Source organism: Shewanella sp. Choline-02u-19 (genome assembly GCF_002836205.1).
In the GTDB taxonomy this organism is placed as follows: domain Bacteria; phylum Pseudomonadota; class Gammaproteobacteria; order Enterobacterales; family Shewanellaceae; genus Shewanella.
Map to the genome: position 1 here is coordinate 820,125 of NZ_PJBE01000012.1, position 25,594 is coordinate 845,718.

General features: G+C 44.1%; 25 protein-coding genes. 16 read left to right on the top strand and 9 right to left on the bottom strand.

Going from position 1 to position 25,594, the window contains the following annotated elements; genetic code table 11:
• Nucleotides 1-719 precede the first annotated feature (719 nt).
• Nucleotides 720-2,558 carry a S8 family serine peptidase gene (locus CXF83_RS05555; protein ID WP_101091749.1) on the top strand — a complete coding sequence of 613 codons (1,839 nt, stop codon included), beginning with the start codon at nucleotides 720-722 and terminating at the stop codon, nucleotides 2,556-2,558.
• Nucleotides 2,559-2,623: 65 nt separating this feature from the next.
• Here the strand turns inward: CXF83_RS05555 and CXF83_RS05560 are convergent, their stop codons facing one another.
• The gene (locus CXF83_RS05560; protein WP_101091750.1) at nucleotides 2,624-3,271 is read right to left on the bottom strand and encodes a DUF2913 family protein; all 648 of its coding nucleotides are present in this window, start codon (nucleotides 3,269-3,271) and stop codon (nucleotides 2,624-2,626) included.
• A 90-nt stretch (nucleotides 3,272-3,361) separates the two neighbouring features.
• Nucleotides 3,362-4,003 (bottom strand): peroxiredoxin-like family protein, encoded by a 642-nt coding sequence (locus CXF83_RS05565; protein WP_374702322.1) that lies wholly within the window; start codon nucleotides 4,001-4,003, stop codon nucleotides 3,362-3,364.
• A 207-nt stretch (nucleotides 4,004-4,210) separates the two neighbouring features.
• Here CXF83_RS05565 and cyaB point away from each other — a divergent pair, with 207 nt between their 5' ends.
• Both cyaB and CXF83_RS05575 read left to right on the top strand, forming a co-directional pair.
• Nucleotides 4,211-4,762 carry a class IV adenylate cyclase gene (gene cyaB / locus CXF83_RS05570; protein WP_101097988.1) on the top strand — a complete coding sequence of 184 codons (552 nt, stop codon included), beginning with the start codon at nucleotides 4,211-4,213 and terminating at the stop codon, nucleotides 4,760-4,762.
• 177 nt (nucleotides 4,763-4,939) lie between these two features.
• Complete coding sequence (locus CXF83_RS05575; RefSeq protein WP_101091241.1) at nucleotides 4,940-5,323, top strand: VOC family protein; 384 nt, start codon at nucleotides 4,940-4,942, stop codon at nucleotides 5,321-5,323.
• A 177-nt stretch (nucleotides 5,324-5,500) separates the two neighbouring features.
• On the opposite strand, the gene CXF83_RS05580 is transcribed toward CXF83_RS05575, so the two are convergent.
• Both CXF83_RS05580 and CXF83_RS05585 read right to left on the bottom strand, forming a co-directional pair.
• Nucleotides 5,501-6,799, bottom strand: a complete 1,299-nt coding sequence (locus tag CXF83_RS05580) for a DEAD/DEAH box helicase (RefSeq protein WP_101091242.1) — start codon at nucleotides 6,797-6,799, stop codon at nucleotides 5,501-5,503.
• A 305-nt stretch (nucleotides 6,800-7,104) separates the two neighbouring features.
• The gene (locus CXF83_RS05585; RefSeq protein ID WP_101091243.1) at nucleotides 7,105-8,892 is read right to left on the bottom strand and encodes an aminopeptidase P family protein; all 1,788 of its coding nucleotides are present in this window, start codon (nucleotides 8,890-8,892) and stop codon (nucleotides 7,105-7,107) included.
• A gap of 288 nt (nucleotides 8,893-9,180) precedes the next feature.
• Between CXF83_RS05585 and CXF83_RS05590 the strand changes: the two genes are divergently transcribed.
• On the top strand, nucleotides 9,181-10,374 hold the full coding sequence (locus tag CXF83_RS05590) for an MFS transporter (protein WP_101091244.1): 1,194 nt from the start codon (nucleotides 9,181-9,183) through the stop codon (nucleotides 10,372-10,374).
• A 524-nt stretch (nucleotides 10,375-10,898) separates the two neighbouring features.
• A complete protein-coding gene (locus CXF83_RS05595; protein WP_101091245.1) occupies nucleotides 10,899-12,116 on the top strand; it encodes a M24 family metallopeptidase in 1,218 nt (405 codons plus the stop codon).
• An 82-nt stretch (nucleotides 12,117-12,198) separates the two neighbouring features.
• Here the strand turns inward: CXF83_RS05595 and CXF83_RS05600 are convergent, their stop codons facing one another.
• From CXF83_RS05600 to CXF83_RS05610, 3 genes are all read right to left on the bottom strand, one after another.
• Nucleotides 12,199-12,669, bottom strand: a complete 471-nt coding sequence (locus CXF83_RS05600) for an FKBP-type peptidyl-prolyl cis-trans isomerase (RefSeq protein ID WP_101091246.1) — start codon at nucleotides 12,667-12,669, stop codon at nucleotides 12,199-12,201.
• Nucleotides 12,670-12,759: 90 nt separating this feature from the next.
• The gene (locus tag CXF83_RS05605; protein ID WP_101091247.1) at nucleotides 12,760-13,383 is read right to left on the bottom strand and encodes a DUF1294 domain-containing protein; all 624 of its coding nucleotides are present in this window, start codon (nucleotides 13,381-13,383) and stop codon (nucleotides 12,760-12,762) included.
• Between the two features lie 11 nt (nucleotides 13,384-13,394).
• Nucleotides 13,395-13,730 (bottom strand): winged helix-turn-helix transcriptional regulator, encoded by a 336-nt coding sequence (locus CXF83_RS05610; RefSeq protein ID WP_101091248.1) that lies wholly within the window; start codon nucleotides 13,728-13,730, stop codon nucleotides 13,395-13,397.
• Between the two features lie 113 nt (nucleotides 13,731-13,843).
• On the opposite strand from CXF83_RS05610, the gene CXF83_RS05615 reads away from it, so the two are divergent.
• Together CXF83_RS05615 and CXF83_RS05620 are read left to right on the top strand one after the other, a co-directional pair.
• On the top strand, nucleotides 13,844-14,605 hold the full coding sequence (locus CXF83_RS05615; protein ID WP_101091249.1) for an SDR family NAD(P)-dependent oxidoreductase: 762 nt from the start codon (nucleotides 13,844-13,846) through the stop codon (nucleotides 14,603-14,605).
• 33 nt (nucleotides 14,606-14,638) lie between these two features.
• A complete protein-coding gene (locus CXF83_RS05620; RefSeq protein WP_101091250.1) occupies nucleotides 14,639-15,295 on the top strand; it encodes a cupin domain-containing protein in 657 nt (218 codons plus the stop codon).
• Between the two features lie 18 nt (nucleotides 15,296-15,313).
• On the opposite strand, the gene CXF83_RS05625 is transcribed toward CXF83_RS05620, so the two are convergent.
• Nucleotides 15,314-15,607 (bottom strand): ArsR/SmtB family transcription factor, encoded by a 294-nt coding sequence (locus CXF83_RS05625; RefSeq protein WP_101091251.1) that lies wholly within the window; start codon nucleotides 15,605-15,607, stop codon nucleotides 15,314-15,316.
• A 127-nt stretch (nucleotides 15,608-15,734) separates the two neighbouring features.
• Entirely contained in the window at nucleotides 15,735-16,226 is a 492-nt protein-coding gene (locus CXF83_RS05630) for a hotdog fold domain-containing protein (RefSeq protein ID WP_101091252.1), read from the bottom strand.
• 168 nt (nucleotides 16,227-16,394) lie between these two features.
• Here CXF83_RS05630 and CXF83_RS05635 point away from each other — a divergent pair, with 168 nt between their 5' ends.
• The 9 genes from CXF83_RS05635 to CXF83_RS05675 all read left to right on the top strand — a co-directional run bounded on the left by CXF83_RS05635 (nucleotide 16,395) and on the right by CXF83_RS05675 (nucleotide 25,593).
• Nucleotides 16,395-17,312: a DUF368 domain-containing protein gene (locus tag CXF83_RS05635; protein ID WP_101091253.1), complete on the top strand. Its 918-nt coding sequence runs from the start codon at nucleotides 16,395-16,397 to the stop codon at nucleotides 17,310-17,312.
• A 201-nt stretch (nucleotides 17,313-17,513) separates the two neighbouring features.
• Nucleotides 17,514-18,470 carry a YbgA family protein gene (locus CXF83_RS05640; RefSeq protein ID WP_101091254.1) on the top strand — a complete coding sequence of 319 codons (957 nt, stop codon included), beginning with the start codon at nucleotides 17,514-17,516 and terminating at the stop codon, nucleotides 18,468-18,470.
• A 16-nt stretch (nucleotides 18,471-18,486) separates the two neighbouring features.
• The gene (locus CXF83_RS05645) at nucleotides 18,487-19,470 is read left to right on the top strand and encodes a MerR family transcriptional regulator (protein WP_101091255.1); all 984 of its coding nucleotides are present in this window, start codon (nucleotides 18,487-18,489) and stop codon (nucleotides 19,468-19,470) included.
• 2 nt (nucleotides 19,471-19,472) lie between these two features.
• Nucleotides 19,473-20,945, top strand: coding sequence for a deoxyribodipyrimidine photo-lyase (phrB, locus tag CXF83_RS05650; RefSeq protein WP_101091256.1), 1,473 nt, complete (start codon nucleotides 19,473-19,475; stop codon nucleotides 20,943-20,945).
• Nucleotides 20,942-21,475: a nuclear transport factor 2 family protein gene (locus CXF83_RS05655; protein ID WP_232775039.1), complete on the top strand. Its 534-nt coding sequence runs from the start codon at nucleotides 20,942-20,944 to the stop codon at nucleotides 21,473-21,475. The genes phrB and CXF83_RS05655 overlap by 4 nt, the downstream gene beginning before the upstream one ends.
• Nucleotides 21,472-22,299 (top strand): SDR family NAD(P)-dependent oxidoreductase, encoded by an 828-nt coding sequence (locus CXF83_RS05660; protein ID WP_101091257.1) that lies wholly within the window; start codon nucleotides 21,472-21,474, stop codon nucleotides 22,297-22,299. Before CXF83_RS05655 ends, CXF83_RS05660 begins: the two co-directional genes overlap by 4 nt.
• Complete coding sequence (locus CXF83_RS05665) at nucleotides 22,299-23,576, top strand: NAD(P)/FAD-dependent oxidoreductase (RefSeq protein ID WP_101091258.1); 1,278 nt, start codon at nucleotides 22,299-22,301, stop codon at nucleotides 23,574-23,576. Before CXF83_RS05660 ends, CXF83_RS05665 begins: the two co-directional genes overlap by 1 nt.
• Complete coding sequence (locus tag CXF83_RS05670; protein ID WP_101091259.1) at nucleotides 23,573-24,340, top strand: DUF1365 domain-containing protein; 768 nt, start codon at nucleotides 23,573-23,575, stop codon at nucleotides 24,338-24,340. Before CXF83_RS05665 ends, CXF83_RS05670 begins: the two co-directional genes overlap by 4 nt.
• A gap of 2 nt (nucleotides 24,341-24,342) precedes the next feature.
• On the top strand, nucleotides 24,343-25,593 hold the full coding sequence (locus tag CXF83_RS05675; RefSeq protein ID WP_101091260.1) for an SAM-dependent methyltransferase: 1,251 nt from the start codon (nucleotides 24,343-24,345) through the stop codon (nucleotides 25,591-25,593).
• Nucleotide 25,594: the final 1 nt, after the last annotated feature.

Below are 25,594 nucleotides of genomic sequence, written 5' to 3' on the forward strand. Positions count from 1 at the left end.
TCCTAGAGTGGAGCTCGCGCAAGGCCTCTTAATCCCGCATATCCAATCAATAGCGAATTGAGTATATCGAGCAGTGGCAGAGCTCAAAGTCGTTAATGGCTTCCACCTTCCCAGCGTCTTAGCATTCATAACTGAATGGCTCCGAAAACGGGCATTAATTTATATACCCATTCTACGATGGGTATGCTTTTTATATTAAGAGTGGGGCTTACTCTAGATTATTGATTTTACCAAGGGAGCGACCATTACTTGCAATCAATGCTTTGATTAAACTCCCACTGAATCCTGCATCTTCAGGTAGAACGGGTATAGTGCAGTGACAAGATAGTGTTTCACCTCCTCACCCCCTCTTAAAGTTTAACGGCTAAATAAGTGACTAATACTTTTTTGATAGGTATAAATTCAAAAATAGTATGTTGAATTTATAGTCATTAAAAGTACGCTTTATCTGCAGTTAATATATTTATCCTTACATTAATAGACTGAAAATTATTAATAAAGTCATCTGGGTAGATGAATCTGTTCTACAAATTCTATTCATAAAATGCGCACTGACAATCTTTACCTTTGTTAATGAGTTGTTGCATTTAAATCCTTGTGCTAGGTTTTATAAACCCGCTTAGTGGCTCCCACTGCCAAGTGGAGCGTTTGTAGTTAAAGAATCTAATAATTAATTGGGCCACTAAAGAGCCCTTTGTAAACCTTTCGGAGCGACATTTATGAAATTGACAAAAATTGCAGCGACCTTAATAGCACTTTCTGTTGGCGCGTCAGCGGCAGTAACAGCAGGTGAGCGATATGTTATTCAAGTGGATAATAGCAAAAAGGGTGTTGTTAAAGCATTGGCAAAGAAGATGGGTGGCGAGTTAAACCTCGATGGTAATGGGTTTATTGCGGCAACATTTTCAGGTAAAGATCTCGCACAAGTGAAAGGTTTACTCAATAACCCACATATTAAGTTAGTCGAGGTGGATCAACGTCGTTCATTGATGTCATTCAGTGATAGTGTTGGTAACCCAATGACAGAGCAAATCACTCCCTACGCAATTGATCAGTCTAACGTGAACGATATTGCTTTCGATGCCAGCACTAGCACCAATAAGAAGGTGTGTATTATCGATTCTGGTTTAGATCGATCTAACAATGATTTCGATTGGAATAATATCGATGGTGACAGCGACAGTGGTACAGGAAGCTGGGATGAAAATGGCGGACCACACGGTACTCATGTCGCGGGCACCATTGGTGCGGCTGATAATGGTTTCGGTGTTGTCGGTATGGCACCCGGCATTGAGATGCACATTATCAAAGTATTCAATGCCGATGGCTGGGGTTATTCATCTGATCTCGCTCATGCCGCAAACTTATGTAGTGCCGCTGGTGCCGACATTATTAGTATGAGCTTGGGTGGTGGCGGTTCAAATTCAACAGAATCGAATGCGTTTCAATCTTTCACTGATGCGGGTGGTCTTGTAGTTGCGGCTGCTGGTAACGATGGCAACAGTGTACGCTCGTATCCTGCAGGTTATCCTTCGGTGATGATGGTTGGCGCTAATGATGCCAATAACGATATCGCTGATTTTTCACAGTTTCCAACTTGTACAACTGGCCGAGGTAAGAAGCAGAAAACGGATACCAGTATTTGCGTAGAGATTGCAGCAGGTGGTGTTGATACTTTATCGACTTACCCAGCGGGTATGGCAACAGCCTCAAATATGACCGTGGATGGTACTGCATACTCAAGTTCTGCAATGGAGAACGCGGGTTCAATAGACGGGAGTGTATTTTTCATGGACACTGCCGAAGCAACAGATGGCGGGGCTAACGGTATGGTGTGTATGATCGACCGCGGCGTTATCTCTTTCCACGATAAAGTGCTTAATTGCGAAAACTCAGGCGGTATCGGCGCCATTATTATTAATAACGAGCCGGGCATGCTTTATGGCACATTGGGTGACACCAATGCGACTACAATCCCAGCCGTTGGCGCAGCTTTTGAAGACAGAGCCGTTCTCATTGCAGCAAGTACTGCTGATATTGCTATTGGCAGCTCTGATTACGGCTTTATGAGTGGTACCTCAATGGCAACGCCTGCCGTATCGGGGATTGCAGCGAGAGTATGGTCTAACCATAGTGAATGTACTGGAACTGAAATTCGCGCCGCACTGAATGCATCTGCAATGGACAGTGGTGCAAATGGCCATGATGTGTATTTTGGTCACGGTATTATCGACGCAGCGGCGGCGGACACATACTTAACCACTAACGGATGCGCTGGGGGCGATAATGGTGGCGGTGGAGATCCAGGAACTGGCGATGGCCTAAGTGTCACTGAGACTCATTATAAGCAAAGAGGCATTAAGTATGTCGATCTTAGCTTTAGTGGCGCAGCTGGCAATAGTGTTGATGTTTATCGTAATGGAAGCATTGTTGGTACTTCTTCAAGCGACGTTACATATACTGATATTATTTCGACCAAAGGTGGTGGTACTTACATCTATAAGGCATGTGATACAGGTACCACAACCTGCAGTGTCGATGTTAGCGTAACATTCTAAATAGCCCCTAGTTAGAAAACAAGAAGGCCTGCGTTAGCAGGCCTTTTTAATGCAGTTTGTAGAGACTAGGAATCACTTAATGGTTGCAATATGGTGAGCGCAGGTTGCACGTTTTTAGGCCAAATCCGATAAGTCTTATGGTGCTTAATCAGTGAGGTCTTTTTGTTTCCAGCGCTTAACAGTAGATTATGTTTATAGGCGATCTCAGCAAAAGCTTGCTCAGGTGCGCGCACATAAAATGTTATAGGTTTTATCAGCTCGTCGCCATCAATTCGTTGGGTAAATTGTTCATCTGAGATGATAAGGCTGCAGTTGCCGTCACTATTAAGTTTGAGCTTTTTAGTCACTTCTTGGTCGGTAATAATCAGCCAATCACTGCTTTCTAACTCTGCCAGCATCGCCTTTAAAGATAAGCCTAGACCCTGCTGTTTATCGGCAATATAAGTGTACTGCTGACTAATTTTTTGCAGCAGTAACTTTAGCTCTGCGTTCGCACCCATGCTACGAGCTTGGCGGATCCAAAAAGTAAGATCTTCAGCGAGTAGTTTTGAAAAACTACGTTTTTTAAGCGCGGTAACCATCCAACTGCATAAGAAATGGCTTTCACCTGCTGGGGTCTTTAGGCTACTGCTAGTGTCTGCTGATTCAGCCAGCGCGGCTAGGCCTGCGTTAGCAAAAATAAGAATGGCTTGGTTATAATTGATATCGGACATGAGATCTCCGCCGTGAAAGTGAGTATAGAGGACGGCGGAGGCATTATACCTAATATAAACGACTATGCCTTAATATAGCCGTACTTTGATTTACTTAAGTGCCAGTTTTGCTGCTGTAACAATCAGTTCAGGCGCAGGACGAACTTTAAAGTTAGGGTTTACGTATTGGAAATGCACCAATCCTTTAGCATCGCTGATATAAACGGCAGGGACCGGCAGTACTAGCCGTTTTTCGCCCTGTGGAGTTTGCCATAGATCATTTTCAAGTTTCATTTTACTCATATAGCGTTCAGTAGTTTTAGCGCTGGTAAAGTAGGCTAAACCAAAGGCTTTAGTGGTCTCTAAACTGGCATCAGACAACAGTGTGTAAGTAAGGTCTTGCTTGGTCATTGATGCTTTGAGTTTTTCAGGTGTATCAGGAGAGATGCCAATTAATTGGTAACCCATTTCGAGTAGTTGTGGCTCTATCGCCTGTAGTTGACCCATTTGTGAATTGCAAAAAGGGCACCAGCCACCACGGTAGAAAAAGATAATTGTTGGTTTACCCGCAGTGATCTTAGCGATATCGACGCTAGCCCCATTGAGGTCTTTGAGCGATGCAGACGGAATGGTTTGGCCATTCATTAAAGGCATTACGCTTAATTCGTCGGTCGCGATAGGTTTAGCTAATAGGGGTAAACTAAACAACAATATTGACAGGGCAGTGAAGGTCTTTTTTAACATTATTATTATACCTTTGAGTTTAGGGGTTACTAACTTAATAACACTAGACCTTGAAAAGCGCCAATAACTTTCATTGTTGTGGAAAGGCGATAGGAACCACAAATACATCAAGCTGCACCTTACTTTTTAAGAAAAGTCATATCAAAATCTAAAATAATTGAATAGAATCAGATGATTAATACGTTAATCTATCCATTTTTATAAGTAGTAATTACCATGACAGAACATTTCGAAGGCAAGTTTGAAGTCGAGTTAAAATATCGCATAGCATCTAAATCTCAATTTTTAGTGACATTGAATTCAATGGAGCATGAAATCATGCTTCAAGATAATCTAGAATCTGATTGTTATTTTGATACTTCTGAACAGCAGCTTCTAGCGGAAAATAAAAGCCTTTGTATTCGTGAAATGGAGCCATCAGGAATTAAGCTTTGGATAGTTAAAGGACCTGAAGCCGACCGTTGTGAAGCGACAAATATTACCGATGCTAATAAAGCAAAAAGTATGCTTAAAACAATGGGCTATCATGTTGTTTTGGCGATGAAGAAAACACGCAGTATTTATTTTGTTGGTAAGTTTCATATGACTGTCGATAATCTTGATGGGTTAGGTGACTTTGCCGAGTTTGCTATTATGACTGACGAGGAGAGCTTACTCGAAAGTTATAGGTCTGAATTGATTACTTTAGCAAGCAAGTTTGGTCTGAGTTCGACGGATTTAGAGCATCGTTCATATCGAAAAATTTACTCAGAAAGTCTTACGGTATAACAAAGCAATCAACACGATGCAGACTACACTCGGCATAGAGTATCATTGGCTTGGTCATTAAAGCGTTCAGCACAGGTTATTGCCGCGTACAGCAGCAAATCGACGTTACTCATAGACATCGATATGTGATCCCTCTAAATTAGATTGAAAATTTCAAAGTAATCTAAAAGGAAGTGTATGTTTAGCCATCTAATGATTGGTACAAATGACGTAGCTCGTTCAAAAGTATTTTATGATGAGATCATGAAGGTGCTTGGTTACAGCGAGGGTGTCATCGATGAGAAAGGGCGTTGTATGTACTTTAGCCCATCAGGTGTGTTGGGTTTGACGAAACCAATAGACGGTGAAGAAGCTAGTCATGGAAATGGTATGACGATTGGTTTTCTCGCGGACAGTCCTGAAGTTGTTGATGAATGGCATCGCGTGGGGATGGCAAATGGCGGCATTGCAATAGAAGAGCCTCCTGGCGTTCGTGGAGCTGGAGAACGTAAATTGTATCTTGCTTACTTGCGAGACCTAGACGGAAATAAAATATGTACGACGCATTTTCTGCCAAGTTGAGCCTGCGCTATAACAAATCTGTTTAAGCTGACAGCCAAAGCGATTAAGCATCATTATCTGCTGACAATTATCTATCGCAGCTGAATTCCAACAATACGATGATACAATCAAAAAAGGCACCCATAGGTGCCTTTCTGTTTATAAAATAATGTTAAATTAGTACAGCTCGTACTGAGATTATTTTATCTTTTTAATTTTAGCAGGTGAGGCATTTTTGACCTTAACTCGGCGACCTTGCATGTTCTTCTCGCCTATCACCTGAGCGCCTGCGTTATCACTGCGCTGCTGTTTTTTCGCGAAACTACGGCGAGTTTGCAGATGCTTGATCAACACGTCACGGCTACCCACTTCGTATCCTGGGATCGTCACACGACGTAGCTTCTGACCAATTAATTTCTCAATGTCGTGCAGAGTACGTTCCTCTTCACGGCTCACAAATGAGATCGCCACACCTGATTTACCGGCACGACCTGTTCGACCAATACGGTGAACGTAATCTTCAGCCAAGAAGGGTAAGTCATAGTTTACGACGTATTCAAGACCTTGAATGTCGAGTCCACGAGCGGCAACTTCAGTTGCAACCAATACGCGCATTTTGCCCTCTTTAAATTCGCGTAAAGAGCGACGACGGGTACCTTGGGTTTTCTCACCGTGGACAACGGCAGTAGGAATACCATCAAGGTTAAGTTCTTTTTCTAGCTTATCAGCAGCATCACGAGTCGCGGTAAAGACCAAGACTTGCTTCCAGTTTTTCTTACCAATGAGTTCTGACAGCAGCTCACGCTTACGGCGTTGCTCTACAGGATAAACCACTTGGCTTACGGTATCGGCGGTAGTGTTTTGCTTATCAGCTGTAATGATAGTTGGTTTTACCATCATCTCGCTAGCGAGTCGTTTAACCGGAGCAGAAAAGGTCGCTGAAAACATCATATTTTGACGTTTGCTATTCACTGCTTGTAGCAGTTTTTGGATTTCAGCGCTAAAGCCCATATCTAACATTCGGTCAGCTTCATCGAGTACCAAGAAGTCGACATTAGACAAGCTTAAGTTACAGGCGGTGAGATGCTCAAGTAAGCGGCCTGGAGTAGCGATAATAATGTCTACGCCGCGCTTAAGTTTAATCGCTTGGGTTTCCATCTTAACGCCGCCGAATATGGTGGCGACATTAATGTCTAAGTATTTAGCGTAATCATTCACATTGTCGGCAATTTGCGACGCAAGTTCACGCGTTGGGGTTAAGATCAGCGCACGGGTATTTGAGCGTTGAGTGTCGCTTGGGTTATCAACCATTTTTTGCAAGATGGGTAATGCAAAGGCCGCCGTTTTACCGGTACCGGTTTGTGCACTGGCTAATACATCTAGGCCACGACGCACTGCTGGGATTGCTTGCTGCTGAATAGGAGTCATTTTTTCATAACCACATTCAGAGATAGCACGTAAAATCTCGGGAGCAAAACTAAAAGATTCAAATCTCATTATGAGGGGTCCTATAATCTACTATTCAACCGCTAGCGTACAGCGCTAACGCCTTGTCTACCATTAAAATGGCGGTGGCGGAGTATAGCAAACTTTCGCTTAGAACCTGCAGTTTTTTTATTACTTCATTTGGCAAATTATGCTGATGGCATGAACGATACAGCCCATTTTGTCGCGGCTGGATTTCTCAATTCGAAGCGCATTGAGTAGATAGGAGTTAATCGCTTGAATTACTGATGAATGTACAGAGATTACATTTGCAATAAAGCAGCGTCGAAACGCTGCTTTATTGATAAACGGCGACTTTAGATTGCCGCAGTGACTTTATTTAGCCAAGTTAGATCATCACCGTGCATATGCGGGCTGAGCTTTTCACGCACCTGTTGGTGGTATTGATTAAACCAGTTGAGCTCAGTGCTTGTGAGTAAGTCTTTATCAATGAGGCGTGCATCCATGGGGATAAAGGTGAGTACTTCAAACTCAAGCATGTCGCGTTCAGCGTTGGCTAATGCCACTGATGGTCTTACCGTGACGAGGTTTTCGAGACGAATACCAAATTCGTTAGCACGGTAGTAACCTGGCTCGTTAGATAGCACCATACCGGCGACTAAAGGCACAGGAGTTCTATTTTTACCGATACCTTGCGGCCCTTCGTGGACACTTAAGTAATGACCAACGCCATGACCAGTGCCATGATCAAAGTCGAATCCGTACTGCCATAGATATTGACGTGCAAAAGAATCTAGCTGCTGTCCGGAGGTGCCTTGTGGGAACTTAGACTGGTCGATGGCAATGTGCCCTTTAAGTACCAGCGTGACCATTTTTCTCTGCTCAGCGGTAACATCACCAATGGCAATCGTACGAGTAACATCTGTGGTGCCGTCTAGGTACTGAGCTCCAGAATCGACCAGATAGATACTGTTCATTTCCATCTGTGCAGGTGTGCCATCGTTATGGTTGTAATGGCACATTGCGGCGTTAGCGCCAGTGGCTGAAATAGTATCAAAACTCGGCTCTTGATAAATCGGGTCTTCAAGACGGAAGCTTTCCAGTTTATCGGCTAACTGACCTTCATCATATAAACGCTCAGCGAGGACTTCGCTATCTAGCCAAGCAAGAAAACGGCTAACGGCAACACCATCACGAATGTGGCAGGCTTTGATCCCGCTCAATTCAGCCTCATTCTTTTTTGCTTTAGGCAATGCAACGGGATCTGCACCGGCAACAAGCTCAGCGCCTGCGTTCTTGGCGGTTATCTGTAACCAGGCGTTAGTGGTGTCTGGGCTGGCGAGCACTTTTTTGCCTGACAGTTTAGCCAGTTCAGCTTCAAGGTCGGTTTCTGTCTTAAAGCTAACCCCGCTGCCCACATGGTGCTCGATACCGTTTGGTAGTTTGGTTACATCGGTAAATAACACCATATCGCCGTTAGCATGCAGTAAGGCTGTACCCAGGACGACAGGTAAGCGTGGTACATCTTTACCACGAATGTTGAGCAACCAGCAGAATGAATCTAAGGCGGCAATAATGGCAACGTCAGCGCCTTCAACTTTAACTGCAGCGCCAATCGTGGTGCGTTTTTCTAAACTACTTCGGCCTGCACTTTGCTCGCTAAACGCCATGATCGGTTCGTTTGAAGCCTGTGGTCTGTCGCTCCAGTTGAGGTCAATTGGATTGTCCTTTACAGCGACTAATTCGATTTGTGCTTTATTCAAGGTAGCTTGCGTACTGTTGAACCATGAAAGCGTGTGCAATCTGGCATCAAAACCAACACTGGCTTTGGCATCAAGCTTCTCTGTGAGCCACTGCGCTTGCGGAGTCTCGTGCAAACTGAGGTATTCAAATAATTCGGCATCGACTTGTTGGCGAACCTGCACGGTGTAACGACCATCAACAAAGATTGCAGCTGTGTCTTTTAATACAATGATCATGCCTGCTGAACCGGTGAATCCGCTGGTCCACAACATCCGTTCATTGTGAGCGGGAACATATTCTCCCAAGTATTCATCTGCGCGAGGAATAATAAAGGCGTCGAGATTAGATTTAGCCATTTCGCGGCGAATAGCACTTAAGCGGGCGGCAATAGTAATAGACATGATGACTCCATAATTAAGCACTTGAGCGGCAAAGGTAAGGTTGGCTGAAGGCTGTTAAATGTGTACTTATTTAGCGCGGAGGTTATCACAACTTGAGTCGGCAAGGGCAGCAGCATTTAGCGATCTTGTAACCTTCCATAGGAACGTTCCGGTCTATCAAAGGTTTACAGAGGTGAGTTGCAAGGTCATTCGTGCGACTATGTTATTAACAAAAGCGATAATTATCACTTACGCTAACGGCTATGTCCGTTACAGTGTATGGATGTAGCGAAAGGATAAGAACGAGTTATGCCATTTAATGTATGGGTACTGACACTGGCGCAAGCGTTTGCGATGAGTGCAACACCAATGATGATGTTGTTAGGCGGGATAATTGGTGCTGATATTGCACCATCACCTGAACTGGCGACATTGCCGATTGCGTCGATGGTGGTGGGGGTAGCGCTATCGGTATTACCTGTCTCTAAGTTGATGCAACGTTTTGGTCGAAAGCCTATCTTTATCTCTGGAGCATTGATGGCAGCTACGTCAGGAATGTTGGCGGCTTATGCAACATCTAAGCAAGATTTTGTCCTATTTTGTTTAAGCGGTATGTTATTGGGATCGGCGGGTGCCGTGGTGCAGCAGTATCGCTTTGCGGCAATGGAGTCGGTGTCTGAACAATTAGCGGCTAAGGCGGCTTCGCGGGTATTACTCGGTGGTCTTGTTGCGGCGATAATAGGGCCTGAGTTGGCTGTGCTTGGTGGCGTGATATCAGATCAGGCCTATGTGGGGGCTTTTTCATTTTTAACTATCGTTAGCCTGATAGCCGCCACTATTTTATGTTTCTATCGAGAGCCTAAAATCGATCGCAGTTCAAGCCGTAAGGCGACTAAAGCCACTGGACGCCCGCTTGCCGTTATCTTGACTCAACCTAAACTGTGGGTAGCGATAGCTGGCGCCACGCTGGGTTACGCCATGATGAGCTTTGTGATGACGGCAACGCCACTGCATATGCATCATATCGAGCATCATTCGTTGGCCGATACCAAGTGGGTTATTCAAAGTCACATCATCGCGATGTATCTCCCCTCGCTTATCAGCGGGGTGTTAGTCGCGCGAATCGGGGTATCAAAAATGATGCTGTTAGGGTTGTTGGCTTATGTGGTCACGATCATTACGGCACTGCTTGGGCGGGAGCTATTGAATTATTGGGCCGCTTTAGTATTGCTCGGCATTGGTTGGAACTTTCTATTTGTGGCGGGCACCGCCTTGTTGCCTCGTTGCTACAACACTGATGAGCGTTATAAAGTGCAAGCGTTTAACGATACCTTTATTTTTGGTGCTCAGGCAATGGCATCGCTCAGCGCTGGATGGGTTATTCATGCACTTGGCTGGGAAATTCTATTGATAATTTGTTTGCCTGTTATCGCCGCTCAATTGCTATTAATTGCTTGGTGGAAGTTCTCTAAAAGCCGAATGTTGCAGAAAGAACGCTTATAAATTGAGTTAGTTCTTAGCTGTAAAATGCACTCTGTTGGCTAACGAGACACAACTGAAGTGATTCTTTCTATTTGATTTAATTTATTTTTTACTTTAACAAACGTTATCGGAGGAGTTGATACAAACATTAGCCTTGTTAGAGGAGCTATTGTCGCTCTTTTTTTTATTGATGAGATTAACGACTCACTTGAAAGGTTCATCTACTGCAATACAGCTCATCACTTCTAATTATTCCAATGTTAGCTTTTTAGCATGGTCCCATATTTATCTTTTATTGTTTTTCAAGACAGCTACTTAGTAAGTATTTATCAATTACAGTTAATTAGTACTGACGTTTTGTATATTTTATGCTAGAAAGTGTGACAGATATATCGACGTAGTCTTATGGCATATAAATAGGCCGTATAAAAAGCTGTAACGGTCGAGCCAATGGGCTGAATGCGTAATTCATCAGATATTTGATTAGGCTTATTGCTGGCTTTAATCAGGTATAAGAGTTTAATTTTTAAAGTAAGGGTAATGAAATGACAATAGGTGTAGGTGGTTCAACCGCAGAACAAGAGTTAGCCAAGCTGACTGATATGACCCAAGGCGCAGCGCCAATTACTCATGCAGAATATTCGGCACGCATTGCTAATGCGCAGGCGATTATGGCAGCCGAAGGTATTGCAGCAATATATATTAATGCGGGTACAAACCTTTACTACTATACGGGCACACGTTGGTATGCCAGTGAACGTATGGTGGGTGCCATTATTCCTGCTAAAGGTGAACTTGAGTATATTGCGCCTGCTTTTGAGGTTGATACGCTACTGGGTTATATGACGATTAAAGGCAAGGTTAATACTTGGCTAGAAGATGAAAGCCCTTTTGAATTGTTTGGCAATACATTAGCAGGTATGGGCATTGAAGCAGGCGATGTGGGCATCGACGAATCGACCGCTTTCTTTATCTCTGACGGAGTCCGTCAAGCACACCCACAATACAATTATGTCAGTGCCAAGGCGGTAACCGCAGGTTGCCGTATGATTAAATCAGCGCCTGAGCTGAGCTTATTACAGCGTGCTAAAGACTTAACACTAGAAGTACACAAATCGGTCGCACGCATACTTCGAGAGGGCATTACCACTACCGAAGTTGAAGCTTTTATTAATGCTGCACACATTAAAGCCGGTATTCCAGCTGGCTCGTATTTTTGCATCGTATTATTCGGTGAAGACAGCGCTTATCCGCATGGGGTTAAATCCCCTAAAGCGCTAGACCTCAACGATACAGTATTGATTGATACGGGTTGTCAGCTATTTGGTTATAATTCTGACATCACCCGTACCTATGTTTATGGTGAGCCAAGTGCACGTCAACGTGAGCTATGGCAGTACGAGCAAGATGCGCAAATAGCCGCGTTTGATGCCGCTAACATTGGCGTGTCATGTGCAAGTGTTGATCGTGCAGCGCGCGATACTTTAGAAGCAGCAGGTTTTGGCCCTGGTTATAACGTACCCGGCTTGCCACACCGTACTGGTCATGGCATTGGTTTAGATATTCATGAATGGCCGTATTTAGTCCTTAACGATCACACTCCATTAGCTGTCGGTATGTGTTTTAGTAATGAACCTATGTTATGCGTACCGGGTGAGTTTGGTGTACGTCATGAAGACCATTTTTACATGACAGAGCAAGGCGCTGTTTGGTTTACCAAGCCTGCTCACTCAATCGATGATCCGTTCGGTTACGAAGCGTAAGGCCGCTTTTTAGAGGCTAAAAAAAGCTCGAATGTTTGCACATTCGGGCTTTTTATTGTCTTTATACCGCTAATGATGCGATCTAGTCGATGCTGATAAGCTCTACATCAAAGATAAGTGTTGAACCGCCGCTAATTTTGCCGGCACTGCGATTACCGTAGGCCAATTCACTGGGAATAAAGAAGCGAGTTTTCTCACCAACAACCATAAGCTGTACCCCTTCAGTCCAACCCTTAATCACGCGGTTAAGTGGAAAGTCGATAGGTTCGCCACGCTCAACTGAACTATCAAATACAGTGCCATCGATAAGTGTGCCGTGGTAGTGAACCGTGACGGTATCACTCGCCTTTGGATGAACAGTGCCATCACCGGCGGCCAATACTTGATATTGCAGGCCTGAGGCGGTTGTTGATACGCCCTCTTTTAACTTGTTTTCAGCAAGAAAGGCATTGCCTAGTTCAATATTTTCTTTTGACACTTTTTGGTTATTCATTGAGGTAAAGAAGTAAAAAATCACGCCGGCAATGACGACTACCGCTAATATCATTTTCATATTAATTCACTTTGGTTGAGTTTGTTTGAGTTAAATTCAGCTTGATTGCAATCATATAGACTCGATACCCACAGGTAAATCTACAGTCGTTTAGAGCATGCGCTGGATCTGTTGAAAATGCTCAGCGCCCTGTGGCGTAAAGAGAACGATGTAGCTAACGCCAATGTTAAGCAGTATGGTTAGCCATAACAGCACTTTAAACGGGGTTTTAGCCGACTTATGCCTAAGAAGTTGCTGCGCAATCAGGGCGCCTGGCCAGCCACCAAGCAGGGAAAAAAGATGTAATGTCGATTCCTTAACACGCCAGCGCTGTTGGCGTGCGGCGCGTTTATCCAGTGCATAGGCAATAAATGTCATACTAGACATTACGAGCATGTAGATAAGCGCGGTTAGCGGCAGTAAACCAAATTGATAAAGTACGATTGCGCTGATGATGGCAGTGATCGCAAATAGACTGACCATGCTTAATTTAGCGGAACGCTTAGCCATTTTTGTCGTGCCCGCGGCTTGCCCTATGATTTTAGCCATACTGACTTGCGACTTGCCCTTACTATTTTTAGTATTCTTGAAACTAATGATATCGCCATTTTTAGGGCGTTGAACTTTTGATTTGAAACTGGATACATGTACAAAAATGTCATTACTGCTGTTGGCTTGGGTTATAAAACCAAAGCCTTTTGCATCATCCCATCGGGTCAGTACGCCTTGTTGCATGGTGTCCTCTTCTAGTTATCTATCTCAAGTTGCAGTGACTCTAAGTCTTTTAAAATGCGCACAAACTTTTGCCCAAAGTCGGTCACGTTATATTCGACTCGTGGTGGGATCTCTGGGTAGCTGACTTTCTGCAAAATACCAAATTCGATATTGCGTTTTAAGCACTGGTTCAAGACTTTTGTGGTTAAACCCTCTACCGATTTTACCATCTCGCCAGGACGATTGATGTCATCTTCCAGCAGCTGATAGACCGTTAGTGACCATTTACAGCCAACAATCGTCTCTACCATTCTTGCTGTTTTAGCTGGTCCAGATTTTCTTGGAATTAATTTTTCTTTTAGATTCATAAATATGTACCAAAAAGTACCTATGGTACTAATTTGTGCTTACTATTCAGACATATATTCATTGATTAAGGTTACCACACTAAATCAGATGAGTGAGCCTTATGAGTAACAAGATGAATGATAAAAAACTAGCCATCGTAGTCGGTGGATCAAGCGGCATCGGTCTGGCAACGGCTAGGCTGCTGCTAAAGCAGGGGGCAGATGTGATTATCATCGGCAACAATGTAGATAAACTCAATATTGCCGCCGCGCAGCTATCAGCTTTGGGCACCGTAAGCACAATACAAGCTGACCTGCAGCAGGCGACCGATGTAGAGCGATTAGCCACAGCGTTAAGCACACTTGAGCGTAAAATAGATTACTTAGTGAATGCGGCAGGTTACTTCAACCCAAAACCCTTCTTAGCGCATTCCTCTGCTGACTACGATATTTACATGCAACTCAATAAAGCTCTGTTCCAAGTGTCGCAAGTGGTTGCGGGTAATATGCAGTTGCACGGTGGCGGCAGTATCGTCAATATAGGGTCTATGTGGGCTAAGCAAGCGGTTAAAGCCACGCCATCATCAGCATATTCAATGGCCAAAGCTGGATTACATGCACTGACACAACATATGGCGATGGAGCTGGCTGATAGCAATATCCGTGTGAATGCTGTTGCGCCAGCCGTGGTTAAAACACCCATCTATGCGGCGTTTATTAAGCCTGAAGAGTTGGACGAGGCTATCTCGGGATTCGATGCTTTTCACCCTATTGGTAGAGTCGGTACTGCAATTGATGTGGCGCAAACGATTGTGCATCTATTATCAGATCAAGCAGCGTGGGTGACTGGGGCTATTTGGGATGTCGATGGCGGCGTTATGGCAGGCCGTAATTAATCGTTATTTGAATAAAACGTTTAGGAGCTATTGATGTTAAATATGGACTTAAGTCAAAAAGTGGTTATTAAAACCCAAGAATCACCCTGGTTAGACAGTCCTTCTCCTACGGTATTTCGTAAGCCGCTTGAACGCGCTGCAGCAGAAAGTGGCCATACGACCAGCATCGTTAAATATCAAGCTGGTGCTCGCTTTAAGCGTCACTCCCACCCTTATGGTGAAGAGATTTTAGTGCTGGAGGGAGTTTTCTCTGATGAGGAGGGTGATTATCCAGCGGGCACCTATATTCGTAACCCACCGGGGAGCGCTCATGCGCCGTATAGTGAAGATGGCTGTGTACTGCTGGTTAAGTTAAATCAGTTTGATAAACGTGATTTAAAGACCGTCAGGGTGAGCACTCAGACTCATGATTGGCGTCAAGGAATGGGCGGTTTACAGGTGATGCCTCTGCATGAGTTTGAGCATGAACATGTGGCATTGGTAAAATGGCCTGCCGGAGAGCGTTTTCAAGTACATCGTCATTTTGGCGGCGAGGAGATCTTTGTTATTAGCGGTGAGTTTAACGATGAGCATGGCACTTACCCGCAATACACTTGGTTGCGGAGCCCACATATGAGTGAGCATTTTCCTTTTGTTGAACAGGACACCATTATTTTTGTCAAAACGGGGCATCTCTACCTTGCAGAGTAAGTGTTAACTGTTCAGTGCTTAACATTTCTCGTCGGTACAACACTCTTCTTGCAGAAATGAAATTAGCCCGTCTAAGCAATCAAATTGAGGGATACAATGCAACACTCGTCCCTCTCTTTGCTGTTTCACGAGTCCCGCAGACATTAAGCTTGAGAGGTGATGTGACAAGGTTGAATTAGGGATCTGTAATGTTTCTTGCAGTTGCCCGACTGGTAAGCCTGCATATCCCGCTTTTACAAGACAGCGAAACAACGTCAATCTCGTTGGGTGTCCAAGTTCTTTTAGTGCTTTGGCCGCGACGTCAATGTTCATAAGCTCAATTCAGTTGGTTTACGCTAGACACTTGATTGAAGTGTCTATGTTTCGGTAATTACCGAAATAATAGCAGGATATACTCGGCCAATGAAGGGTTATTTCATTAGCCGGCGATTAAGGCGCGTTATTTTCTCGGTGGTTTCTCTGAGATCCATAATTTAATCGATCCCCGCACCACAACTACACCTTCTGTGTCGTAAGCCGTGACAGCGACTAACATATCACCCACAGCCCATTGCTCAGGCGTAACTTCTGCCACACAGGTGATGTCGCTACCCGCTTTAGCGGTGTAATCAACACTCATCCCCTTTGGGATCCAGCGTAAATGGTTTGGAATAGAGGCTTCGGCCATCGTGCCCATCGCCATCTCAAGGCCGTTACAGATCGCTATAACATGTACCGTTTTAATATGATTTTGAACTGATTTGCGTTTTTTAATGAGACAAACGCATTTATTCACTTTTAATTCACTAATAAAAGGGTTAACTGTACCGAAGTAAGGCGCCATTCGGCAGACCATGAGTGAAAATATCTTATTGCCAAAGGGCAATCGGGTCACACGCCTGTAGAGTGACATCACTTTTGTCGGCTTGTTGTTGTGGACTGAGTTGCTCATCTTCTTCCTTGTGAACCTTTACTGGTCGGATGAGATTAACATTGAATTAACATCAATTACTAGCGTCAGATTATATACAAAGGGAAATGGCAAACTTCATTTCCCTTTGTATGGGATTGAGACGTATAATTTTGCGGGTAATTAGTTTTGATTGAATTAGGGAATAAAGTGAATTATTTAAAGACCTACCTTAAAGGGATGGCAATGGGCGCAGCAGATGTTGTACCGGGTGTTTCGGGCGGTACTATCGCCTTTATTACAGGTATTTTAGATACCTTGCTAGAGAGTATTGGCAGGATCAGCCCCTCTTTGATTTCAATTATTAGAAAACAGGGTGTTAAAGCGGCTTTTTCACATATCAATGGGCCTTTTTTGGTCTGTGTTTTCGGTGGGATCCTAACCAGTATTTTTACCCTGGCGCGGCTAATTACTTATCTGCTGCATAACCACCCCATTCCTGTTTGGTCTTTCTTCTTTGGGCTTATCCTTATCTCAGTCGTACATATGCTCAAGCAGGTCAAAGGTGTTACAGCGGCAAGAGTGGTGTTATTTGGCCTAGGTTTTGTTATCGCATGGGGGATAACCATGCTAAAGCCTATTGCCCTTGAAATGACCTACTTAAATGTATTTTTTGGTGGCTGTATCGCGATTACAGCAATGATTTTACCGGGGATCTCAGGGAGCTTTATCTTATTGCTATTGGGGTTGTATACCTCGGTTATGGGCGCGGTGAAGAGTTTTGATATAGGCATTATAGTCACCTTTGCTGTAGGCGCCGTTATTGGGTTATTAAGCTTTAGCCGGGTGTTATCGCTATTGCTACGTAAATACCATGACGCAACGTTAGTGTTTTTAACCGGGTTAATGCTGGGGACGTTAGGTAAGATCTGGCCTTGGAAAGAGGTGCTCAGTTTTCGAGAAAACTCTAAAGGAGAGATGGTGCCGCTGGATGAACGTATCCTATCGCCATTGCAGTATGAACACCTAACGGGACAAGCGTCATTGCTTACCTATGCCGTTATCGCCATGTTAGCCGGTATCTTAGTGGTATGGGGTTTAGAACGCTTTGCTAATAAAGAACGTTAAGAAGGATTGTAGATAAAGAGCGCTAAGAATAAGGCTAACAAGCTCAAATCTGCTTATTAATCAATAAAAACGCCAGCAATTAGCTGGCGTTTTTATTGCCAAAATTCAAAGGAGTGCCATACTGAATTTCACACTTGTACAAAAAAGTGATCCTTGTACAAGTATGCTGCGTAATGACTTCAAAATTAAGGGAGTAATATCATGAGCCATTTTAATTCAGACAAAATTCAAATCGGGATTAGCGCCTGCTTACTTGGAGAGAAAGTCCGTTTCGACGGCGGACATAAAGCATCAGGCTATTGCCGCAAAGAGATAGCCCCTCATTTTGATTATGTCCCTGTATGCCCTGAAATGGCGATAGGTATGGGCGCGCCAAGAAAGTCGGTTCGACTTGAAAAAGACGGTGACGTTATTTATGTTAAAAGTGCCGATGGCTCAATTGATGTTACCGATAAACTAAATGAATTCAGCACAAAAAAAGTGGAACAACTTGGCTTTTTGGGGGGGTACATTCTGTGTGCTAAATCGCCAACGTGCGGTATGGAACGTGTGACGGAATACAAGCTCGGGACTAATAATGGCTGGAAATCAGGCATTGGCGTTTATGCGCGTAAGTTGATGGAACGTTATCCTCTATTACCTGTTGAGGAGGAGGGCAGGCTACATGATCTGGTTATTCGTGAGAATTTTTTCACTCGCGTTTACGCATATCATGATTGGCATTGCCTGCAGGCGTCTGGTTTTACTAAGAGTAATGTCTTAAATTTCCACGTGCGTTATAAATACATGCTAATGGCGCATAGTCCGAAACTGTATCGCGAGCTGGGACCGTTACTAGCGGATATGACCGGTGATTTAGAGAAAATTGCTGAAGAGTATTTCACTGGCTTTATGCAGATCCTTAAGATTAAAGCGACTCGAAAGAATCACACCAGTGCGCTACAGCACATGCAAGGCTACTTTAAAAAACACTTATCGAGTGCGCAGAAAGAGGAGCTAGCTGAATCAATCTTAAAGTATAACCAAGGTTTGCAACCCATCTTGGTACCAATGACCTTGATTAACCATTATATCCGTGAGTTTCCAACGCCTTATATTGAGAATCAAGTCTATCTGAATCCGCATCCAGAAGAGCTTAAACTGCGTTACGCGTACTAAGTTAGCGGGCACAATTATGACTCCGGTTAAGCCTTTCATTGCGGAAGATAAGTGGCTCACTATAGGTGAAGCCGCTGACCGTACTGGGGTTAATCCAGTGACATTAAGAGCGTGGCAACGCCGTTATGGTTTAGTTGTCCCTAAGCGAACAGTAAAGGGGCACCGGCTTTATAGCCACGCACACTTAATGCAAATCGAAGAGATCCTTTATTGGCTCAATAAAGGGGTCTCTATTAGTAAAGTAAAACCCTTTCTTAAGGCTTCAGTTATCAAAGCGGCGGCCAAACCTCTGGCTAACAATACCTCGCTGAGTGCTGTTGAGATGAGTTTTTGGCAGGAAAATATCATCTTTTTGAATCAGTGCTGTATTGATTTTAATGCCACTGACTTACATAAAAAATTAAACGTATTAACAGCGCTCTACCCATTTAGCGTGTTAAAAACATGCCTTTACTGGCCCTGGTTAAGTGGACATGAAGCAACGATGGGAGAGCGAAAGGATGCTGCAAGTATTCAAGCTTGGCTCAGTAATGAATTGGCAGCCCATTTCTCGGCGCGGCGGTTGGCATTGCTACAAGAAGATAGCTTAGCCATGACGCTATTGGTCTGTATTGGCAAGGAACCCCATTGGAGTCCATTGATGCTTTCTGCCGAACTGAGTGCCTATAAAGTGAAACATCAACAGATTAATATTACCAAGGTTAGTGAGTTGGGGTTTATTGCCCAACGAATACCCTCGAGACAGATACTGCTGATCGCTCACCCCCAGTTTAATAATGTCGATAGACGAGAGTTTGAGCTGCTGATGCAATCCAATCTTGGCAGTATCAATCTGGTGGGGATCTATGCCAAAAGCGTGAATCAACGCTTGGGCCTAAGTCATCTCAGTATTAAAGACATTGTGGCTAAGGATGGGGTAGTGAATAGCATTGTTGATACCGATATCGAAATAATGACACCGAACAATGAGACAAGATTAAGTGGAAACAAGGATGACTAATTATGGCGGCTGAAAAGGTAAATACACTGGTTTGGTTTCGAAGCGATCTGCGGGTGCAAGATAACCAAACATTAATGGCGGCTTGCGAACATGCAGTAAGCAAGGGCCTGTTGCTGCGGGCTATTTTTATTGCTACGCCGCAGCAGTGGCTGCAACATGATGTAGCGCCAATTCAGTTGGACTTTATCGAACGGCAGCTAAATGAATTGGCTGTCGCTCTTGCCGCCCTTGGGATCCCGTTGGACGTTTATCACCTTAATACCTTTGACGATATTCCAGCATATCTAAAACAATATGTTGAGCAGTGGCAGGTCGATAGTGTATTTGCCAGCAGTGAGCCTGAGTTTAATGAGTGTCAGCGCGATCTCGCTGTCGCCGCAAAGGTGAATTTAAGCCTATATCAGCAGCATTGCCTGTTAGCCCCATTGAGCGTGCTCAACTTAGCGGGAAAGATGTATAAGGTCTTTACCCCGTTTGGTAAAAAGTGGCGTGAAATAGCCAGATTTAAGCCAATACACACACTCGTTACTCCTAATGCAATCGCTGCGCCTATCAGGGTGACTGAGCCCGTTCGACTGCAGTGTGCAAAAGTGTGCAGCAAAGCTTGGGCTGTTGGAGAACATGCGGCGTTAGCCCAATTACGAGAATTCGCGTTAACTAAAGCGGCAGACTATAAGGCGTTTAGAGACTTTCCTGCAATTGATGGCACCAGCCAAATATCGGCCTATCTCGCTGTCGGCATTCTCAGTTCACGTCAATGCATTGTGGCCCTGCTCAGTCATTATCCCGATGCATTAGTCCACGATGAAAGCCCCGGCCGTTGCTGGCTAAATGAGATCATCTGGCGAGAGTTTTATCGTCACTTGCTGGTGGCCTTTCCTCGGCTTTCAAAAGCGCAGAACTTTAATCCATTAGCCGACAATATCGTTTGGCGAAATAATGAAACAGAGTTTAAAGCTTGGTGTGATGGCCGCACCGGATATCCACTGGTGGATGCGGCGATGCGTCAGCTAAATCAAACAGGTTGGATGCATAACCGTTTAAGGATGGTAGTCGCGAGCTTTCTGACTAAACATCTGCTGATTGATTGGCGCTGGGGCGAACGTTACTTCAGGCAGAAACTTATCGATGGTGACTTGGCCGCCAATAATGGTGGTTGGCAATGGTCTGCGGGCACAGGTTGTGACGCTCAACCCTATTTCAGAGTATTTAATCCGATTTCACAATGTGAAAAGTTTGATCCTACTGGTGAGTTTATTCGTAACTATCTACCAGAGCTTGAAGGTGTGGATTTGAAGTTAATTCATAAACTTAAAATACCGACCCAAGCGCAACTTTTTTCAGATAGTCACTATATTTGCCCGATCGTCGATCACAAACTTGCCCGTGAGCGAGCGTTAAAAGAGTTGGCTGCGATGAAACGCGGTAACAACCCAGTGGCAGCGATAGATTTAGATAAGGAGATTTTCGGATGACAATCACTGCAGATACAACCATGGAAGTTTCGGTCGCCGCAATGAGCGCCGTCAATAATAGCGCTAATGCGATATTAGACAGCCAACAAGCCAGTGTCGATATCCTGTCTCAAGAGATTATTGAGCGCTTTGTCTCTGTCTATCAACAGCTCAATAAAGACAACCTAGGGTTACTTGGTGATATCTACTCGGAAGACATTTGTTTTATTGATCCACTGCATAAAATTGCTGGGTTAACCGCACTAACAAGTTACTTTGAAACGCTTTATCAAAATGTTGAATCGATAGATTTTGTTATACATCAAGTGGTGCGAGATGACGGTGCTGCAGCATTAAAATGGACCATGAACTTAGTTCACCCTAAGCTGAATGCGGGTAACGGCATTAGCGTTGATGGCATGAGTTTACTGATGTTTACCGATAAAATTCATCATCATCAAGACTATTTTGATCTCGGTGCAATGCTTTATGAACAGCTGCCTATCGTTGGTGGATTAATTGGTTTTATCAAGTCAAAGGTGGCTAAATGACCACTCTGACAGAGGCAACCCAAACACAAAAAAGCGTGCTGATCACAGGTGCGAGTTCAGGCATAGGCTTGCAACTGGCTCATGACTATTTAGCGCAAGGCTGGCAAGTCTATGCCTGTGGCCGTAATGAGCAAGGGCTAGCCACGCTTGCTGGCGCAAAGAAGCTGTTATTTGATATTAATGATACTGACGCCATCGGCGTACAAGCCGACTTGATAAAAGCAGATAAAATGCAGCTCGACTTAGTCATCTTGAATGCAGGGACCTGTGAGTATGTTGATGATGCTATCCATTTTGACGGCCAGTTATTCGAGCGAGTCATTCGCACCAATGTGATCTCTATGGGGCACTGTTTAGCGGCTTTTATACCCTTAATTAAAACGGGAGGGCGTATTGGCTTAATGGGCTCCAGTGCGGTATATCTGCCATTTCCAAGGGCTGAGGCATATGGTGCATCAAAGGCGGCAGTGCAATATTTGGCCAGTAGTTTGTCGCTGGATCTAAAGCCTCATGGCATTGGCGTGAGTGTTATTTGCCCTGGGTTTGTAAAGACCCCACTCACTGATAAAAATAATTTTGCGATGCCAATGCAGCAAACGCCTATTCAAGCGTCAGTAGCAATAAGACAAGGTCTTGATAAAGGCCGTCAAGAGATACACTTTCCACGTCGCTTTACCCTCATTTTAAAATTTATATCCTTGTTGCCCCGCGGTATTTGGCAAAAAATGGTCCAGCCAAGTCAAGCATCAGCTGTGGAACAAGTGACTGAGCCTGAGGCTAACCCGCATTCAAATAAGCCGACAGATAATAGGAAGGTGCGCTAATGGAATCTGCAGCAAACCGCAATAAACGCAAAAAAATTGCCATTGTTGGATCGGGTATTTCAGGTCTTACGTGTGGGTATATTTTATCGCAGAAGCACGATGTCAGTGTTTTTGAAGCTAATGATTATATTGGTGGGCATACCGCGACTGTCGATGTCGATATGGATGGCAAACGCTATGCTATCGATACTGGTTTTATCGTGTTTAATGATCGCACCTATCCGCGATTCGAACAGTTGCTGGCTCGCCTTGAGGTTAAGGCAATAGCCACAGAAATGAGTTTCAGCGTACACAACTCGCTGACTAAACTTGAATATAATGGCAACACCCTGTCTAGCCTTTTTGCGCAGAAGCGCAATCTATTCCGCCCTCGTTTTTGGCTGTTTATTAGAGAGATTTTACGGTTTAACAAGTTATGTAATCAAGCATACTCAGACGACCATTATGCTTATCAAACATTAGGTGAATTACTCGATAAAGAGCGTTTTAGTGAGTTCTTCAGTTTGCATTACATACTGCCTATGGGCGCGGCTATTTGGTCATCGAGCATAGAGGATGTGAAAGCCTTTTCGCTACGATTCTTTATTCAGTTCTTTCAGAATCATGGCTTGTTAAATATTGCCGACAGACCGCAATGGTATGTACTTGAAGGCGGATCTCGTAGCTATATTGCTGACTTAACCGCCCCTTTTGCCTCCTCTATTCATTTGAATAGCCCTGTTAATGCGATTGAACGCAATGATGCAGGCGTGAAAATTAAGGTCAACGATCAGTGGTTGCAATTCGATGAGGTGATCTTAGCCTGTCATAGCGATCAAGCGTTGGCGATGCTAAGTGATGCCAGCGAGGATGAACAACAAGTATTGAGTAAACTGACTTATCAAAATAATGAAGTGGTTTTGCACTGTGATGAGTCTTTATTACCAAAGCGTAAGGCCGCTTGGGCAAGTTGGAATTATCGCTTAGATGGTGATACCAAGAAGCAAGCCTCAGTGACTTACAATATGAACATATTGCAGTGTCTACCTAGCGATGCGCCCACCTTTTGCGTCACCTTGAACCAGTCTGAGCTAATTGATACAAACAAAATAGTGCGCAGCTTTAATTATTCACACCCGGTATTTAATGAACAAACCTTGCTAGCTCAATCTCAAAAGTCATTGATCTCAGGCGTTAATCATACTCATTTTGCTGGTGCTTACTGGTATAACGGCTTTCATGAAGATGGCGTTCACAGCGCATTTGATGTGTGTGAAGCATTTGGGCTACGCCTATGAATATCCAGCTAAATAGCGGTATATATAAAGGAGATGTTAAGCATCGACGTTATAGTCCACGCAAACATAATTTTGATTATGAAATAGCAATGTTGGTGCTCGATCTTGACGAGCTGAACGTGATCGAACAGATGAGTTGGTTATTTTCAACCACAGGTTTTGCGCCACTGATGTTTAATCAAAAAGATTATCTAAATGAACAGGTAAAGACTTCTGACTCCGCTATTATCGCGGATAACCTCAAAGTAAGAGTGTTGAATAAAGTCGATGAGTTAGGCGGCGATATTGAGTGTGAACGAGTGCTTTTTGTGGGTCAGGTAAGGCACTTTGGCATCTATTTTAGCCCGATTAATTGTTTCTTTTGCTACCAAGGTAGCGACGTCAGATACATGTTGGCTGAAGTCAGTAATACGCCGTGGAATCAACGTCATTATTACCTTGTTGATCTTAATAATCCGCAGCCCAGTGATAAGGCGTTTCATGTGTCCCCCTTTATGGACTTAAACATGAAATACATATGGCGCATAGAGCCGCCATCTTCGTCTGTCAAAGTCGGGATTGAGAACCGAAGTACGCAAAAATTATTTGATGTTAACTTGTGTCTATTTCGACGGGAGATGAGCCACCATAGTTTACGCACAATGCTGCTGCAGTTCCCCTTTATGACACTCAAAATAGTGCAAGGGATCTATTGGCAAGCACTGAAACTATTTATAAAGCGCGTGCCTTTTATTGGGCATCCAGACAAGTCAGCGGAGAGATAATAATGGACAATACTGTAACCAAGAAAAGTCTGACTAGCGCAGCTTTACCCGATAGCTTAGCGAGAAAGTTATTGCTAAGCGTATTACCAGGGCTAGCCGATGGTCACTTAAGTTTGATCGACGGCGATAATAGCTATGAGTTCGGCAGCAAGGATTCAGATCTACATGCAACGTTAATCGTCAAGCATCCCCGTTTCTATCGGCAGATCTTGTTGTCTGGTTCTATTGGTGCGGGTGAAGCCTACATTCAAAACGACTGGACCAGTCCCGATCTCACCAAGGTGGTACAGATCTTTGCCAAAAATTTGCCGTTGCTGGATAAATTAGAGCAGAAGTTATCTTGGTTGACCACACCTTTTAGCAGAGTCGCTCATCTGTTCAAGCGTAATACGCAAGCAGGCTCAAAGAAGAATATTTTGGCCCATTACGACTTAGGCAATGACATGTACCAAGCCTTTCTTGATAAAGAAATGCTGTATTCAAGTGCGTTGTATCCGCATGCTGACGCTTCATTAGAGGAAGCACAGCAACATAAACTTAAGACTATTTGTGAGCGACTCGACTTGAAAGCTGGGCAAACGCTGCTTGAGGTCGGCACTGGTTGGGGAGCCCTCGCCATTTATGCTGCTAAGCACTACGGCGTGAAAGTGACAACGACAACCATTTCAGATGCCCAGTTTGAATATGCAGTAGCGCGAGTGATACAGGAAGGGTTAACGGACAGTGTCACCTTGCTTAAAGACGACTACCGGATCTTAACCGGAGAGTATGATCGCGTGGTTTCTATTGAGATGATTGAGGCGGTAGGGCATGAGTACTTACCCGGATTCTTTAAGAAACTACAAGCACTGTTAAAGCCCAATGGACGCCTGTTAATTCAAGCGATCACCATCGTCGATCAGCGCTATAACAGTTATCGCAAGAGTGTTGATTTTATTCAGCGCTATATTTTCCCTGGCGGCTGTTTACCGTCTGTAACGCGCATGACCAATGAACTGACTAAACACACTGATTTTGTCACTTGGTCAGTGGATGATATGGGCTTGGACTATGCTAAAACCGTCAAGGACTGGCAGGACAATTTCGACGCTGCGTTACCAAAAATTAAGGCACTAGGTTATGGCGATGATTTTATCCGTATGTGGAAATTCTACCTAAGTTATTGTGAAGGTGGCTTCCTTGAACGCACCACCAGTGCAGTTCACCTAGTCGCGGTTAGACCGCAATATCGCCCTACGCAGCAACAGGGTTAAT

What these genes read in the sequence shown, in the direction of transcription:
- phrB (WP_101091256.1), top strand. Translation starts at nt 19,473, where the DNA reads ATGGCGGCTGAAAAGGTAAATACACTGGTTTGGTTTCGAAGCGATCTG.
- CXF83_RS05620 (WP_101091250.1), top strand. Translation starts at nt 14,639, where the DNA reads ATGTTAAATATGGACTTAAGTCAAAAAGTGGTTATTAAAACCCAAGAA.
- CXF83_RS05610 (WP_101091248.1), bottom strand. Translation starts at nt 13,730, where the DNA reads ATGAATCTAAAAGAAAAATTAATTCCAAGAAAATCTGGACCAGCTAAA.
- CXF83_RS05675 (WP_101091260.1), top strand. Translation starts at nt 24,343, where the DNA reads ATGGACAATACTGTAACCAAGAAAAGTCTGACTAGCGCAGCTTTACCC.
- cyaB (WP_101097988.1), top strand. Translation starts at nt 4,211, where the DNA reads ATGACAGAACATTTCGAAGGCAAGTTTGAAGTCGAGTTAAAATATCGC.
- CXF83_RS05640 (WP_101091254.1), top strand. Translation starts at nt 17,514, where the DNA reads ATGAGCCATTTTAATTCAGACAAAATTCAAATCGGGATTAGCGCCTGC.
- CXF83_RS05660 (WP_101091257.1), top strand. Translation starts at nt 21,472, where the DNA reads ATGACCACTCTGACAGAGGCAACCCAAACACAAAAAAGCGTGCTGATC.
- CXF83_RS05645 (WP_101091255.1), top strand. Translation starts at nt 18,487, where the DNA reads ATGACTCCGGTTAAGCCTTTCATTGCGGAAGATAAGTGGCTCACTATA.
- CXF83_RS05600 (WP_101091246.1), bottom strand. Translation starts at nt 12,669, where the DNA reads ATGAAAATGATATTAGCGGTAGTCGTCATTGCCGGCGTGATTTTTTAC.
- CXF83_RS05630 (WP_101091252.1), bottom strand. Translation starts at nt 16,226, where the DNA reads ATGAGCAACTCAGTCCACAACAACAAGCCGACAAAAGTGATGTCACTC.
- CXF83_RS05655 (WP_232775039.1), top strand. Translation starts at nt 20,942, where the DNA reads ATGACAATCACTGCAGATACAACCATGGAAGTTTCGGTCGCCGCAATG.
- CXF83_RS05595 (WP_101091245.1), top strand. Translation starts at nt 10,899, where the DNA reads ATGACAATAGGTGTAGGTGGTTCAACCGCAGAACAAGAGTTAGCCAAG.
- CXF83_RS05585 (WP_101091243.1), bottom strand. Translation starts at nt 8,892, where the DNA reads ATGTCTATTACTATTGCCGCCCGCTTAAGTGCTATTCGCCGCGAAATG.
- CXF83_RS05560 (WP_101091750.1), bottom strand. Translation starts at nt 3,271, where the DNA reads ATGTCCGATATCAATTATAACCAAGCCATTCTTATTTTTGCTAACGCA.
- CXF83_RS05615 (WP_101091249.1), top strand. Translation starts at nt 13,844, where the DNA reads ATGAATGATAAAAAACTAGCCATCGTAGTCGGTGGATCAAGCGGCATC.
- CXF83_RS05575 (WP_101091241.1), top strand. Translation starts at nt 4,940, where the DNA reads ATGTTTAGCCATCTAATGATTGGTACAAATGACGTAGCTCGTTCAAAA.
- CXF83_RS05590 (WP_101091244.1), top strand. Translation starts at nt 9,181, where the DNA reads ATGCCATTTAATGTATGGGTACTGACACTGGCGCAAGCGTTTGCGATG.
- CXF83_RS05555 (WP_101091749.1), top strand. Translation starts at nt 720, where the DNA reads ATGAAATTGACAAAAATTGCAGCGACCTTAATAGCACTTTCTGTTGGC.
- CXF83_RS05580 (WP_101091242.1), bottom strand. Translation starts at nt 6,799, where the DNA reads ATGAGATTTGAATCTTTTAGTTTTGCTCCCGAGATTTTACGTGCTATC.
- CXF83_RS05625 (WP_101091251.1), bottom strand. Translation starts at nt 15,607, where the DNA reads ATGAACATTGACGTCGCGGCCAAAGCACTAAAAGAACTTGGACACCCA.
- CXF83_RS05670 (WP_101091259.1), top strand. Translation starts at nt 23,573, where the DNA reads ATGAATATCCAGCTAAATAGCGGTATATATAAAGGAGATGTTAAGCAT.
- CXF83_RS05605 (WP_101091247.1), bottom strand. Translation starts at nt 13,383, where the DNA reads ATGCAACAAGGCGTACTGACCCGATGGGATGATGCAAAAGGCTTTGGT.
- CXF83_RS05665 (WP_101091258.1), top strand. Translation starts at nt 22,299, where the DNA reads ATGGAATCTGCAGCAAACCGCAATAAACGCAAAAAAATTGCCATTGTT.